Origin of the sequence: Streptomyces sp. NPDC006326, assembly GCF_040612915.1 — a bacterium.
GTDB lineage: Bacteria > Actinomycetota > Actinomycetes > Streptomycetales > Streptomycetaceae > Streptomyces.
Genome location: NZ_JBEXRC010000086.1, coordinates 1 through 13,040 on the forward strand (window position 1 = coordinate 1; position 13,040 = coordinate 13,040).

At 73.1% G+C, this 13,040-nt stretch carries 13 protein-coding genes and 1 riboswitch; of the genes, 5 read left to right on the plus strand and 8 right to left on the minus strand.

The features are described from left to right. Positions 1-142: 142 nt before the first annotated feature. The gene (locus tag ABZ128_RS34575; protein ID WP_356853750.1) at positions 143-2,038 is read right to left on the minus strand and encodes an anthranilate synthase family protein; all 1,896 of its coding nucleotides are present in this window, start codon (positions 2,036-2,038) and stop codon (positions 143-145) included. A 275-nt stretch (positions 2,039-2,313) separates the two neighbouring features. On the opposite strand from ABZ128_RS34575, the gene ABZ128_RS34580 reads away from it, so the two are divergent. Together ABZ128_RS34580 and ABZ128_RS34585 are read left to right on the plus strand one after the other, a co-directional pair. After that, the gene (locus ABZ128_RS34580; RefSeq protein WP_356853752.1) at positions 2,314-3,669 is read left to right on the plus strand and encodes a class II 3-deoxy-7-phosphoheptulonate synthase; all 1,356 of its coding nucleotides are present in this window, start codon (positions 2,314-2,316) and stop codon (positions 3,667-3,669) included. A gap of 141 nt (positions 3,670-3,810) precedes the next feature. Then, positions 3,811-4,059, plus strand: coding sequence for a (2Fe-2S)-binding protein (locus tag ABZ128_RS34585; protein WP_356853753.1), 249 nt, complete (start codon positions 3,811-3,813; stop codon positions 4,057-4,059). Positions 4,060-4,102: 43 nt separating this feature from the next. Here the strand turns inward: ABZ128_RS34585 and bfr are convergent, their stop codons facing one another. Next, entirely contained in the window at positions 4,103-4,582 is a 480-nt protein-coding gene (gene bfr, locus ABZ128_RS34590; protein WP_356853755.1) for a bacterioferritin, read from the minus strand. Positions 4,583-4,754: 172 nt separating this feature from the next. On the opposite strand from bfr, the gene ABZ128_RS34595 reads away from it, so the two are divergent. Continuing rightward, on the plus strand, positions 4,755-5,387 hold the full coding sequence (locus tag ABZ128_RS34595) for a sulfite oxidase-like oxidoreductase (RefSeq protein WP_356853756.1): 633 nt from the start codon (positions 4,755-4,757) through the stop codon (positions 5,385-5,387). 11 nt (positions 5,388-5,398) lie between these two features. Here ABZ128_RS34595 and ABZ128_RS34600 read toward each other — a convergent pair whose 3' ends face one another. The 6 genes from ABZ128_RS34600 to thiO form a co-directional block, all read right to left on the minus strand. Further along, complete coding sequence (locus ABZ128_RS34600; protein ID WP_356853757.1) at positions 5,399-5,911, minus strand: DUF4396 domain-containing protein; 513 nt, start codon at positions 5,909-5,911, stop codon at positions 5,399-5,401. An 88-nt stretch (positions 5,912-5,999) separates the two neighbouring features. Next, the gene (locus ABZ128_RS34605; RefSeq protein ID WP_356853759.1) at positions 6,000-6,869 is read right to left on the minus strand and encodes a deoxyribonuclease IV; all 870 of its coding nucleotides are present in this window, start codon (positions 6,867-6,869) and stop codon (positions 6,000-6,002) included. A gap of 6 nt (positions 6,870-6,875) precedes the next feature. After that, positions 6,876-8,792 (minus strand): Stk1 family PASTA domain-containing Ser/Thr kinase, encoded by a 1,917-nt coding sequence (gene pknB, locus ABZ128_RS34610; protein WP_356853761.1) that lies wholly within the window; start codon positions 8,790-8,792, stop codon positions 6,876-6,878. A 125-nt stretch (positions 8,793-8,917) separates the two neighbouring features. Further along, positions 8,918-9,712, minus strand: a complete 795-nt coding sequence (locus ABZ128_RS34615; RefSeq protein ID WP_356853762.1) for a thiazole synthase — start codon at positions 9,710-9,712, stop codon at positions 8,918-8,920. A gap of 3 nt (positions 9,713-9,715) precedes the next feature. Next, the gene (gene thiS, locus ABZ128_RS34620; protein ID WP_356853763.1) at positions 9,716-9,916 is read right to left on the minus strand and encodes a sulfur carrier protein ThiS; all 201 of its coding nucleotides are present in this window, start codon (positions 9,914-9,916) and stop codon (positions 9,716-9,718) included. Beyond that, a complete protein-coding gene (gene thiO, locus ABZ128_RS34625) occupies positions 9,913-11,082 on the minus strand; it encodes a glycine oxidase ThiO (RefSeq protein WP_356853765.1) in 1,170 nt (389 codons plus the stop codon). Before thiO ends, thiS begins: the two co-directional genes overlap by 4 nt. Next, a riboswitch (TPP riboswitch) is annotated at positions 11,080-11,192 on the minus strand. It overlaps the preceding gene by 3 nt. 90 nt (positions 11,193-11,282) lie before the next feature. Here thiO and ABZ128_RS34630 point away from each other — a divergent pair. Both ABZ128_RS34630 and ABZ128_RS34635 read left to right on the plus strand, forming a co-directional pair. Then, the gene (locus tag ABZ128_RS34630) at positions 11,283-12,503 is read left to right on the plus strand and encodes an FAD-dependent oxidoreductase (RefSeq protein WP_356853766.1); all 1,221 of its coding nucleotides are present in this window, start codon (positions 11,283-11,285) and stop codon (positions 12,501-12,503) included. Between the two features lie 74 nt (positions 12,504-12,577). Beyond that, the gene (locus ABZ128_RS34635; RefSeq protein WP_352215115.1) at positions 12,578-12,943 is read left to right on the plus strand and encodes an Rv2175c family DNA-binding protein; all 366 of its coding nucleotides are present in this window, start codon (positions 12,578-12,580) and stop codon (positions 12,941-12,943) included. The last annotated feature ends 97 nt before the right edge of the window (positions 12,944-13,040 follow it).

Below are 13,040 nucleotides of genomic sequence, written 5' to 3' on the forward strand. Positions count from 1 at the left end.
GGCCCCGGCGCTCGCCCCGGCGCGGCGCCCCCGCGGGGCGGCGGCGCCGCAGGGCCGGGTGCCGCCACCCGCGGGTGACGGCCGGTGGGGCGCCGGAGGGCCCGCCCCGGCCCGGTCCCGGGGGGCGAGGCCCGGCGGCGGCCTACGCCGGGGCGGCCGCGCGGACGCCGGTCAGCAGGTCCCGCAGCAGCTCGGCCCCCCGCAGCGTCAGCACCGACTCCGGGTGGAACTGCACCCCCGCGAAGCCGCCCGCGGCCGAGCGGAGCGCGTGGACCTCGCCCGTGGCCGGGTCACGGGCGACCTCCACGCCCCGACCCGCCAGGTCGGCGGCCCGTTCACCGGAGCAGTGCGCGGTGAAGGTGTTGTAGAAGCCGACCACCTCCGGCGTCCCGAACAGGTCGATCCGCGTCTGCGCCCCCTGCGCCGGCTCCGCCTTGCGGACCAGCGGCAGCCCCAGCTCGGCCGCCAGCAGCTCGTGGCCCAGGCAGACCCCGAGCAGGCCGCCCCGGTGCGAGCCGAGGAGTGCGGCGGTCAGCCCGCGCAGCGTCCGCATCTTGGGATCCCGGGAATCCGCCGGGTTCCCCGGGCCGGGGCCCAGCACGACCGGACCGTCCCAGGCCAGGGCCGCCGCCCGCAGCCCCGGATCGTCGTAGCGGCGTACGGTCACCTCCACCCCGGCCACCCGCAGGACGTGGGCCAGCATCGCCGTGAAGGTGTCCTCGCCGTCGACCACCAGCGCATGGCCCGTCACCGCGGCCGGCCGCTCCTGCATCCGCAGCCAGAACGGCGCCAGGTCGCGCCGCCGGCCCGCCAGGGCCGCCTGGACCCGGGGGTCCGCCGCCAGCCCGGCCGCCGCGGGCTCCGGGCGCGGCGCCGCCGGGCGGACCCCGAGGGCCGCCAGCACGCCGGCCGCCTTGGCGTGTGTCTCGGCGACCTCGCCCGCCGGGTCGGAGCGCCGGACCAGGGTCGCCCCGATCGGCACCCGGAGCGTCCCGTCCGGTGCGATGTCGGCCGTCCGGATGAGGATCGGGGAGTCCAGCGTCTGGGACCCCGTCCCGTCCACGCCCAGCAGGGCCAGGGCCCCCGCGTAATAACCGCGGCCGCCGGACTCGTACCGCTCGATCACCCGGCAGGCGTTCTGCACCGGCGACCCGGTCACCGTCGCCGCGAACATCGTCTCCCGCAACACCTCCCGCACGTCCAGCGAGGAGCGGCCCCGCAGCTCGTACTCGGTGTGCGCGAGGTGGGCCATCTCCTTCAGCCGCGGCCCGACGACGACCCCGCCCCGGTCGCCGACCGTGCACATCATCTTCAGCTCCTCGTCGACCACCATCGACAGCTCCTCGGTCTCCTTGCGGTCACCGAGGAAGGAGAGGAGCGACTTGGCGGTCGGACCGCCGTCCGGGTAGCGGTAGGTCCCGCTGATCGGGTTCATCACGACGGTGCCGCCGGACATCCGCACGTGCACCTCGGGGCTGGCACCGACCAGGGTCCGCTCCCCGGTGTGGACGACGTACGTCCAGTACGCGCCCCGCTCGCCGAGCAGCAGCCGCCGGAACAGCGCCAGCGCATCGGCCCGGCCGAAGCCCTCGATCCGGCCCTCGTAGGTGCGCCGGATGACGAAGTTCGCCCCCTCGCCGCGGCCGATCTCGTCCCGGATCACCCGCTCGACGGTGGCCGCGTACTCCTCGTCGGGCACGTCGAAGCCGCCGCCCTCCACCCGGACCGCGTGGTCCGGCAGCGCCGCCACCGCCTGCGCGAGCGGGATCTCGTACGCCTCCTCGGCGACCAGCACGGCCAGCGGCGTGCCGTCGTCGCGTACGTCGAAGCCGCGCTCCCGGATCTGGCGGAACGGCACGAGGGCGAGGGTGGGCAGCTCCCGGACCGGGAGCTCGGCCAGGTGCCCGGCCTCGTGGACGGCGCCGATCAGCACCTCGACGGTGTCGTGGTCGCGGCCGGGGGTGCGCCGGCGCAGCAGGGCGAACGGCGGGCAGGCGTCGTCGAGCAGGCGCTGCAGGTCGGGCAGGCTGGGTGCCATGGGGTGGTCGTCCTTCCGGTGGAGAGGGACGGCCCGGGCCCGCAAGCACGAAGGCCGCCCCTCGGGGCGGCCTTCGCTTCGCTCGTGTCAGTGGGTACGCGCGAGGGGTGAGCCGCCGGGAGCGGGCCACCACCAGTTCTGGAGGGAAAGCGCGTACATGTGCTGCACCCTAGCCCACGCATCGCAGCGACGGGCGAGTAACACTGGCAGAGACATCCGTCTCACGTAGTGGTCCCCGGGCTGGACCCCGGGCGTAACGCCGTAATGTGTACGAGGTGACCGTGAACGCTGAAACCCACGCCCCCGCCGCCAAGGCGACCTGGCGAGACCTTCCCGCGGCGCAGCAGCCTTCGTACCCCGATGCCGAGGCCCTGCGCGCTGTCGTCGCGGACCTCGAGTCGTATCCTCCCCTCGTTTTCGCGGGTGAGTGCGACCAGCTGCGCGCCCGTCTGGGAGCCGTCGCCAAGGGCGAGGCGTTCCTGCTGCAGGGCGGCGACTGTGCCGAGGCCTTCGACGCCGTCTCCGCCGAGCACATCCGCGCCAAGCTGAAGACGCTGCTCCAGATGAGCGCCGTCCTGACGTACGCGGCCTCCGTGCCCGTCGTCAAGGTCGGCCGTATCGCCGGCCAGTACTCCAAGCCCCGCTCCAAGGACACCGAGACCCGCGACGGGGTCACGCTGCCGACCTACCGCGGCGACTCCGTCAACGGCTTCGCCTTCACCGAGGAGGCCCGGGTCCCGGACCCGGAGCGCCTCAAGCGCATGTACCACGCCTCGGCCTCCACGCTGAACCTGGTGCGCGCCTTCACCACCGGTGGTTACGCCGACCTGCGCCAGGTGCACGCCTGGAACCAGGACTTCGTGAAGTCCTCCCCCTCCGGGCAGCGCTACGAGCAGCTCGCGCGGGAGATCGACAACGCCCTGAACTTCATGAAGGCCTGCGGCACCGACCCGGCCGAGTTCAAGGCGGTCGAGTTCTACTCCTCCCACGAGGCGCTGCTGCTGGACTACGAGGGCGCGCTGACCCGCACCGACTCGCGGACCGGCAAGCTGTACGACACCTCCGGCCACATGGTCTGGATCGGTGAGCGCACCCGCCAGCTGGACCACGCGCACATCGAGTTCTGCTCGCAGATCGCCAACCCGATCGGCATCAAGCTCGGCCCCACCACCACCGTGGACGAGGCCCTGACCTACATCGACCGCCTCGACCCCGAGCGCGAGCCGGGCCGGCTGACCTTCGTCGTCCGCATGGGCGCCGACAAGGTCCGCGACAAGCTCCCCGAGCTGGTGGAGAAGGTCACGGCCTCGGGCGCGACCGTCGCCTGGGTCACCGACCCGATGCACGGCAACACCTTCGAGGCCGCCTCCGGCCACAAGACGCGCCGTTTCGACGACGTGCTCGACGAGGTCAAGGGCTTCTTCGAGGTCCACAAGAGCCTGGGCACCCACCCGGGCGGCATCCACGTGGAGCTGACCGGCGACGACGTCACCGAGTGCGTGGGCGGCGGCGACGAGATCTTCGTCGACGACCTGCACCAGCGCTACGAGACGGCCTGCGACCCGCGGCTGAACCGCAGCCAGTCCCTGGACCTGGCATTCCTGGTCGCCGAGATGTACCGCGACCAGTAAGCACTCCATGACGGTGGGGCGCGGATCCGTGTGATCCGCGCCCCACTGTCGTTCCGGGGGCTTTCAGGTAAGCCTCACCTTGGGTACGGTTAGGTAAGCCTCACCGAATGGGGATGGCTCAGGACCGTTCCTGTCAGGGAGGTGAACCGCGTGTACGTCTGCTCTTGCTTCGGGATCACCGACCAGCAGGTCAAGGAACACGCGGCCGCCGGGGCCTGCACCCCCCGCCAGATCGCCTCGGCCACGAAGGCCGGCACCGACTGCGGCTCGTGCGTCCGCACCATCCAGGGCCTGCTCGGCCGCGGGGCGTGCCCGCGCCGCGAGCTGCTGGAGAAGGGCAGGACGGCTGCCGTCCTCGCCGCGGCCCCGGAGCTCGCCGAAGCCGCGTAGGGCCGCCGCCCGCCGCCACGGGCCGGTGTCCGGTGCTCCGGGATCAGCTCTCCGGCTGTTCGATCAGCTGCGCGATGTAGAGCGCCTCGCCGATGCTCTCGATGAGCTCCAGCTGCGTGTCGAGGTAGTCGATGTGGTGCTCCTCGTCGGCCAGGATGTCCTCGAACAGACGCGCCGAGGTGACGTCCCCCTTGCCGCGCATCACCTCGATCCCGCGCCTGAGCCGGTCGATGGCCTCGACCTCGACCTGCCGGTCCGCCTGGAACATCTCCGTCAGGGTCTGGCCGACCCGGACGTGGAAGAGGCGCTGGTAGTTCGGCAGCCCGTCCAGCATGAGGATGCGCTCGGTGAGTCTGTCCGCGTGCTTCATCTCGTCGATGGACTCGCTGCGGGTGTACTCGGCAAGCTTGGTCCAACCCTTGTTGTCCTGGATCCGGTAGTGGAGCCAGTACTGGTTGATCGCCGTGAGCTCGCCGGTCAGCTGCTCGTTCAGGAACTCAAGGACCTCGGGGTCGCCCTGCATCGCAGAGGCTCCTTCCAGGCAATGTCAGCAACGTGACGGGGCAGTGCGCGCATCCTTGCACCGCCGCCAGGGGTCGTCCAGTAAGTGCCTCCTTAGTGGGAGTTACCGTGACTTGCCCGAATCGGCTCGCACCTGGTCGTGACCACCCCGCGGCGTCTGTCACCATGGAGGCATGGGTCAGCCGGAAAGCCGGGAATCTCCGGGAGCAGATCAGCCGGAGCTTCCACCGGGGCAGCGGTTGCAGCGGGGCTGGCCGGTCACCCACTACGGTCCGGTGCCCAAGTTCAAGCCCGACCGCTGGGAGTTCCGCGTCTTCGGCGCCACCGCGGACGGCGAGAAGCACTGCTGGAACCACGAGGAGTTCACGGCCCTGCCGTTCGACTCCGTCGTGGCGGACCTGCACTGCGTGACCAAATTCAGCATGCCGGGCGCCGAATGGGGCGGTGTGCTCGCCCGCCGCATCCTCGACCTCGCCCCGCCGGCCCCGCAGGTCACGCATGTGATGGTGTGGGCCGAGTACGGCTTCAGCTCCAATATGCGGCTGGCCGACTTCGCGTCCGAGCGCACGGTTTTCGCCACCCACCAGGGCGGTGAGCTGCTCACCGCGGAACACGGTTTCCCGGTGCGGCTCGTGGTGCCCCACCTGTACGCCTGGAAGGGCCCGAAGTGGGTGCGCGGCGTGGAGTACATGACCGCCGACCGCCGCGGCTTCTGGGAGGAGCGCGGCTACCACAACATCGGCGACCCCTGGCGCGAGCAGCGCTACTCGTACCAGGAGGAGCCGGGGGACGGCCCCGAGCTGTAGTCGCCGCCTCGCTAGTGGTGGTACTGGTGGACGACCGCGTGGCCCTTGCCGCGGCCGATCATCCACTTGTTGACCGGTGTGGTGACCAGGAAGGCCAGCACGAGCGAGGCCGCCAGCGCGATCCAGAACAGCGCATCCGCCAGGTGGGCGTCCATCGCCCCCGGCCACAGGGCGATCACCCCGTTGTCGATCAGTTCCATGACGGCGATCGAGAGGGTGTCGGCGGCCAGCGCCACCCGGACGGCGGTACGCAGGTCCACGCCGGCCGCCAGGACCCCGCGCAGCGTGAGGGCGTAGCCGAAGAAGAACGCCAGGACGATCGCCAGGACCATGGTCGGCAGGTTCCCCCACCCGAAGGCGGTTCCGACGATCATGCCGAGGACCTCGCCGATGGCGCAGCCGGTGAGGCAGTGCAGGGTGGCCCGGGCGGCCGTCGGCCAGCTGACCCGGCCGTGGTGCCGATGGCGCTGATGGTGTTCGTGCTGTTCGTGCTGTTCGGGGTGGTGCTCGTGGGCGTGGTGCATCGCAACCCCCAGGGAACGCCGGAGAACGGTCCTGCTGACTGACAGAACCGTATACCCCCCAGGGGTATTCCTCAATGCGCTCGGCGGATCAGTGGATCTCCCGCAGCTCCTTCAGCAGCGCCACGTCCGCCGCGTGCCCCTCCGGTCCCCCGGGGGTCTCGATGATCAGCGGTACGCCCTCCATCGCCGGGTGCGCGAAGAGCTCGCCGAAGGCGTCCCGGCCGATGTGGCCCTGGCCGATGTTGGCGTGCCGGTCCTTGTGGGCGCCCACGCCCTCCTTGGAGTCGTTGGCGTGGATCAGCTTCAGCCGCCCCTCGCCCACCGTGTCCACCAGCAGGTCCAGCGTCTGCTTCACGCCGCCCGGCTCGGCCAGGTCGTGCCCGGCGGCGAAGACGTGGCAGGTGTCCAGGCAGATCCCGAGCTTCGGGTGGTGGTCCAGCGCCTCGAAGTACGGGCCGAAGTCCCAGGTGCGCGAGCACAGGGAGGAGCCCTGGCCGGCCGTGGACTCCAGCAGGAGGAACGGGTCGTCCTCGTGCACCAGCTCGTCCAGCAGGGGCAGCATGTACTCCCTGACCTGCGCGTACGCGGCCTCGCGCGGGCGCCCCCCGGTCGCCGAACCGGTGTGCACCACCACCCCGAGCGCCCCGATCTCCCGGCCCCGGCGCAGTGAGTGGCGCAGGGACTCCACCGACTTCTCGACGGTCGCCGCGGTGTGCGAGCCGAAGTTGATCAGGTACGGGGCGTGCACGTAGGCCGGGACCGACCCGGCCGCGCACCCCTCGCGGAACAGTGCGTCCTGCGCGGGATTGCCGGCGGGCGTGGCCCAGCCGCGCGGATTGGCCACGAAGACCTGCACGGCCTCGGCGCCCATCTGCCGGGCGTAGGCCAGCCCCACGGAGGCGAGTCCGCCGGCGACCGGGACGTGTCCGCCGACGGGATTGCGTACGGCCTGTTCCATGGACGGTCACAGCCCCTTGGTCCGCAGGATGATCGTGCCGCCCTCGGGCGCGTTCTGGCCGCCCGGCACCGACTGGGCTTCCACCGTGTTGCTGAAGGAGAGGAAGGGCCGCTCCACCTTCACCTTGAAGCCGGCCGCCTCCAGGGTCTTGCGGGCCGCGTCCACGTCCTGGCCGGTCACGTTCGGAACCGGGAGCTGGCGCGGGCCCTTGGAGACGGTGAGCGTCACCGTGTCCCCGGCCGCGGCCTGCGCGCCGGCGCCGACCGACTGGTTGGCCACCGTACCGGCGGGGGAGGGCGAGTTGACCTCCTCGGCGGCCGTCTCCACCTTCAGGCCGAGGTCCTGGAGCGCCGTCCGCGCCTGGTCCACCGGCCTCCCGGCGACGTTCGGCACCTGGACGGGGCGGCCCTTGCTGACCACGAGCGCGACCGCCGTGTCGGGCGCCCGCTTCTGGCCGCCCCCCGGGTTCGTGCCGATCACCGAGCCCTGCGCCACGTCCTGGCTGAACGCCTGGGTGACCAGGCCGGGGGCCAGGCCGCTCTTGGTCAGCTCGGCCTTCGCCTCCTCCAGCGGACGGCCCTTCACGTCCGGGACGACGACCACCTCGGGGCCGCGCGAGATGGTCAGCACCACCGCGCCGTTGCCGCGGATGCGCTTGCCGCCCTGCGGATCGGTGTTCATGACCGTCCCGCGGTCGAAGGCGTCGCTGAACTTCCGGTCGACCCGCTTCACCCCGAGACCGGCCGCCGACAGCTCCGACTTGGCCTGCGCCTCCGTCTTGCCCAGCAGATTGGGCACCTTGGTGAACTGCCCGGAGTTGATGTACCAGACGCCGGTGCCCAGGCCGAGGGCGAGCAGCACACCCGCGACGACGAGGAACAGGCCGCGGCGGGAGCGGGGCTGCCCGGCGGACGGCCCGGACGGACCGGACGGCGGCGGGATCGGCGGCGTCGCCAGCCGGGAGGTGTGGTGCAGCGGCGGCTGCGCCGCGACCGGCCGCGGGATCACGCTGGTGCGGTCCTCGGCGGCGGACCGCTCCTCGGCGCGCGCCTGCGGCGGTACGGCGTCCAGCTCGGCGTCGCTGAGCCGGGCCCGGGCGTCGAGGGTGACGCCGAGCAGGGCGGCGGCGTCGTGGGGGCGCAGCTCGGGATTGCGGGCGGCGGCCTGCGCGACGAGCCCGTCCAGGGCGGCCGGCAGTCCGGGGACGGCGGCCGACGGGGGCGGTACGTCCTCGTGGAGGTGCTGGTAGAGGACCTGCGCGGCGGTGCCGCCGGTGTGTGGCTTGGAGCCGGTGAGCATCTCGTACAGGACGACACCGCACGCGTAGACGTCCACGCGGGTGTCGGCGACGCCGTTCTCGATCTGCTCGGGAGCGAGGTAGGAGACGGTGCCGAGGACCGAGCCGGTGGTGTGGGTGACCGAGTCCACGGAGCGCACGAGGCCGAAGTCGGCCACCTTGACCCGGCCGTCGTCGCCTATCAGGACGTTCTCGGGCTTCATGTCGCGGTGTACGAACCCGGCCCGGTGGGCGGCGCCGAGCGCGGCGAGGACGGGTTCGAGGATGTCGAGCGCGGCGCGCGGCTGGAGGGCGCCGCGCTCCCTGAGCACGTCGCGTAGCGTGCAGCCGGAGACGTACTCCATGGCGAGGTACGTGTAGGGCCCGTCGGTGCCCTGGTCGAAGACGGCGACCACGTTGGGGTGGGCGAGGCGGGCCACGGACTTGGCCTCGCGGATGAAACGGTCGACGAAGGCGGTGTCGGCGGCGAGGGCCGGGTGCATGACCTTCAGGGCCAGGACGCGGTCGAGGCGGGTGTCGACGGCCCGGTAGACCGTTGCCATGCCGCCGGCCGCGATGCGGGCGTCGATGCGGTAGCGGCCGTCGAGCGTCTGCCCGACGAGGGGGTCGTCCAGGGTCGTGTCCACCCGGGGATTCTACGAGCCGGTGAGCTGCCGCCGGGCTCGGTGGTCCGGCTTGCAGCGCACCTGTGACGTGGTCGACGCGGTCCGGTGCCGCTGCGCGGGCCCGGGCCCGCGCAGCGGCGGCCCGGTCAGAACGCCGGGCGCTCGGGGTCCAGGGCGGCGCGGCCCTCCGCGGGGGAGGAGGCCTCCGCGAAGCGGCGCTGGGGGATGCGGCCCGCCCGGAAGGCCAGCCGGCCCGCCGACACCGCGTCCCGCATGGCCGCGGCCATGAGGACGGGCGCCTGCGCCCGGGTGACCGCCGAGGCCAGCATGACCCCCGCGCAGCCCAGTTCCATCGCCAGCGCCGCGTCCGACGCCGTGCCGGCCCCCGCGTCCAGGATCACCGGGACCCCGGCCCGTTCCGCGATCAGCTCGAAGTTGTGGGGGTTGCGGATTCCCATCCCCGACCCGATGGGGGAGCCCAGCGGCATGATCGCCGCACAGCCGGCGTCCTCCAGCTTGCGCGCCAGCACCGGGTCGTCGTTCGTGTACGGGAGCACGGTGAAGCCCTCGTCCACCAGGGTCTCGGCCGCCGCCAGCAGCTCCTCCCCGTCCGGCAGGAGGGTCCGCTCGTCGGCGATGACCTCCAGCTTGATCCAGTCCGTGCCCAGCGCCTCCCGCGCAAGCCGCGCCGTGAGCACGGCCTCGCCCGCCGTGTAGCAGCCCGCCGTGTTCGGCAGGACGGCGATGCCCAGCTTGGAGAGCAGCGACAGGACGGACCCCTTGACCGTGGGGTCCAGGCGCCGCATCGCCACCGTCGTGAGCTCGGTCCCCGAGGCGATCAGGGCCCGTTCCAGGACCTCCAGGCTCGGCGCCCCGCCCGTACCCATGATCAGGCGGGAGGAGAAGGTCCGGTCGCCCAGTGCGAAGACGTCGTCGGCCATGGTTCAGCCCCCCTGCACCGCGGTGAGGACCTCGACGCGGTCGCCCTCGGCCACCGGCGTGAGGGTCCACCGGCCGCGCGGGACCACGGTCTCGTTGAGTGCGGCCGCGACACCGGACGGGGCCGCGGTCAGGAGGCCGACCACGGCGTCGAGCGTGGTGCCGGCCGCGACCTCGCGCGGCTCGCCGTTGACGGAGATGGTCATGCGTACGACTCCTCGCGTGCGGAGCTGAAGCGGCGGGGGCTGAACGGCCGGGCGAGCTCCGCCACCGTGCCGGTGGCCAGCAACTGCGCCATCACATCGCCGGTCAGCGGGGTCAGCAGCACCCCGTTGCGGTAGTGCCCCGTGGCCAGGTGCAGGCCGGGCAGGTCGGTCGGGCCCAGCAGCGGGGCGTTGTCCGGGGAGCCGGGACGCAGTCCGGCCCGCGTCTCGGTCAGCGGTAGTTCGGTGATCCCGGGCACCAGTTCGTGCGCGTCCCGCAGGAGTTCGTAGACCCCTCCGGCGGTGACCGTGGTGTCCCAGCCGAGTTCCTCGCTGGTGGCGCCGACGACGAGTTCGCCGTTCTCCCGCGGCACCAGGTAGACGTGGCTGCCGCGGACGACCGCCCGTACCGTGCGGGACAGGAACGGCGCGTACGCCGCAGGCACCGCGAGCCGCAGCACCTGCCCCTTCACCGGCCGCACCGGAGGCAGCACCTCCGCCGGTACGCCCTCCAGCCTCCCGCTGAGCGAACCCGCAGCGAGCACCACCTGGTCCGCCTGCAGCCGCGTCCCGCCGTCGAGCTCGGCCCCCGCGGCCCGGTCGGCGCTGACGAGCAGCCGCCGCGCGCCCGCCCGGTGGATCTCCACCCCCGCGCCCTCACAGGCGGCCAGCAGCGCGGCCGCCAGGCGGCGCGGGTCCACCTGGTGGTCCCCGTCGACCCGCAGGCCGCCCCGGACGCCCGGTGCCAGCATCGGCTCCAGGCGTCGGCACTCGCGGCCGGTGAGCCACTCGGACTCCAGTCCGCAGCGCCGCTGCAACGCGTGCAGTTCGCGCAGGTGGAGGCGGTCGTCGGCGTCGAGGGCCACGGCGAGGGTGCCGCAGGCGCGGTAGCCGATGTCCATGCCGCCGCTCGCCTCGGCCAGCTCGGCGGCGAACTCCGGATAGCGGGCGGCGGAGGCCAGATTGAGGCCGAGCAGGGTCTCCTCGCCGTAGTGGAGCTCGGTGACGGCGGCCAGCATGCCCGCCGCGACCCGGGCGGCCCCGCCGCCGGGGGCCGGATCGGCGAGCACGGTGCGCAGTCCGCGCCTGGCGGCCCGCCAGGCGGTGACCAGGCCGATGATCCCGCCCCCGATGACGAGGACGTCGGATCCCTTTCGAGATGAGTGCATGGGCGTCCAGCCCCTCCCTTCGCCGGCATGATCCGGATCAGGTTCGTACGGTCGGAGGCCGGCCAGCCTCCCTCTCAGCCCGGTACGCCCGGACTCCCGCGATGGGTACGGTGGCCAGACTAACCCTGGCGCCGCCCTCCGGTAAGGCTGCCTCCCCGCCACCGTTCCTGATGAGTTGTCAGGTCACTAGGGTGGGCGGCGTGAGCGAGCAGACGGAACAGACTCAGAGCGGCATCGTCATCGTCGGGGCCGGGATGGCCGGGGTGCAGACCGCGGTCGCCCTGCGGGAACAGGGCTGGACAGGCCCCCTGACCCTGCTGGGCGCCGAACCCCACCAGCCCTACGACCGGCCCCCGCTGTCCAAGGCGGTCCTGCTGGGCAAGGCCGAGGACTCCGCCTTCGACGTGGACTTCGAAGGGCTCGGGATCGAGCTCCGGCTCGGCACGGAGGTGACCGCCCTGCGCGCCGCCGACCACGAGCTCGACACCGAGGCCGGCCCGGTCCCGTACGAGGTCCTCGTGCTGGCCACCGGCGCCGAACCGCTGACCCTGCCGGGCGCCGAGGGCGTCCCCGGCGTGCACCTGCTGCGCACCCTGGACGACGCGGCCCGGCTGCGCCCGGTGCTGGCGACCGCCCCGGCGGCGGTCGTGGTCGGGGCGGGCTGGATCGGGGCGGAGTTCGCCACCGCCGCGCGGGAGGCGGGCTGCGCCGTGACCGTGGTCGAGGCGGCCGACCGGGTCCTGGCCGGGGCGCTGCCGGGGGAGGTCGCCGCCCCGATGGCCCGCTGGTACGAGGAGGCCGGGGCCGAGCTGCTGACCGGCACCAAGGTGGCCTCGGTGGAGCCCGGCCGGGTCCTGCTGGCGGACGGCCGGGAGCTGGCGGCGGGCGCGGTGGTCGTGGGCATCGGGGCCCGGCCGGCGACGGGCTGGCTCGCGGGATCGGGCGTGGAGCTCGGACCCGACGGCGCGGTGGTGGCCGACGCCCACCTGCGGACCTCGCTGCCCGACGTGTACGCGGTGGGGGACTGCGCGTCGTTCCCGTCCGCGCGGTACGGGGCGCGGCTGCTGGTGCACCACTGGGACAACGCGCTCCAGGGGCCGCGGGTGGTGGCGGCGAACATCCTGGCGGGCGAGCCGGTGCAGGTGTACGACCCCGTGCCGTACTTCTGGTCGGAGCAGTTCGGCCGGTTCGTGCAGTACGCGGGGCACCACGCCGGGGCGGACACCCTGCTGTGGCGCGGGGACCCGGCCGAGCCCACGTGGTCGGTGTGCTGGCTGCGCGACGGGGCGCTGGCGGCCCTCCTGGCGGTGGGCCGCCCCCGGGACCTGGCGCAGGGCCGCAAGTTGATCGAGACGGGCACCCCCCTGGACCCCGCCAGGGTCGGCGACCCGCAGACCCCTCTGAAGTCGGCCGCCCTCTAGACGGGCGCCGGGGAGGGACCCGGACGGGCGGGCTCGGGTACCGGGTGTCGGTGCGAGGTGGCAGGCTTGTGTCCGTGACCGAGATTGACGCAAAGATCGATGCCCTTGTTCCCGCCTGGCTGTACCTCCCCGACATCGCGGAGATGCTCGACATCGAAGTGACCCGGGTCCGCCAGCTGGTCAAGGAAGGTCAGCTGATCGCCGTGCGCCGTGGCGAGAACCGCGCGCTGCAGGTACCCGCCCCCTTCATCGACGGCGACAAGGTCGTCAAGGGCCTGGCCGGCCTGCTGACCGTGCTCCGTGACGACGGCTTCTCCGACGAGGAGATGCTGGAGTGGCTCTTCACCGCCGACCCGACCCTGCCCGGCACGCCCGTGCAGGCCCTGAGCGAGAATCGCGGCACGGAGGTGAAGCGCCGGGCCCAGGCGCTCGCCCTCTGACCGGAGCTTTCGATTCCCGGGTCCTTGAGCGGACCCGGCCGATCCATCGCGGTGGGGGGGGGGGCCGGGCCCCCCCCCCCCCCCCCCCCCCGGGCAC

Bases quoted from the DNA above. Each gene is read 5' to 3' on its own strand.
- thiO (WP_356853765.1), bottom strand. From the start codon at position 11,082: ATGCACTCATCTCGAAAGGGATCCGACGTCCTCGTCATCGGGGGCGGG.
- ABZ128_RS34600 (WP_356853757.1), bottom strand. From the start codon at position 5,911: ATGCACCACGCCCACGAGCACCACCCCGAACAGCACGAACAGCACGAA.
- ABZ128_RS34615 (WP_356853762.1), bottom strand. From the start codon at position 9,712: ATGGCCGACGACGTCTTCGCACTGGGCGACCGGACCTTCTCCTCCCGC.
- ABZ128_RS34575 (WP_356853750.1), bottom strand. From the start codon at position 2,038: ATGGCACCCAGCCTGCCCGACCTGCAGCGCCTGCTCGACGACGCCTGC.
- ABZ128_RS34605 (WP_356853759.1), bottom strand. From the start codon at position 6,869: ATGGAACAGGCCGTACGCAATCCCGTCGGCGGACACGTCCCGGTCGCC.
- ABZ128_RS34595 (WP_356853756.1), top strand. From the start codon at position 4,755: ATGGGTCAGCCGGAAAGCCGGGAATCTCCGGGAGCAGATCAGCCGGAG.
- thiS (WP_356853763.1), bottom strand. From the start codon at position 9,916: ATGACCATCTCCGTCAACGGCGAGCCGCGCGAGGTCGCGGCCGGCACC.
- bfr (WP_356853755.1), bottom strand. From the start codon at position 4,582: ATGCAGGGCGACCCCGAGGTCCTTGAGTTCCTGAACGAGCAGCTGACC.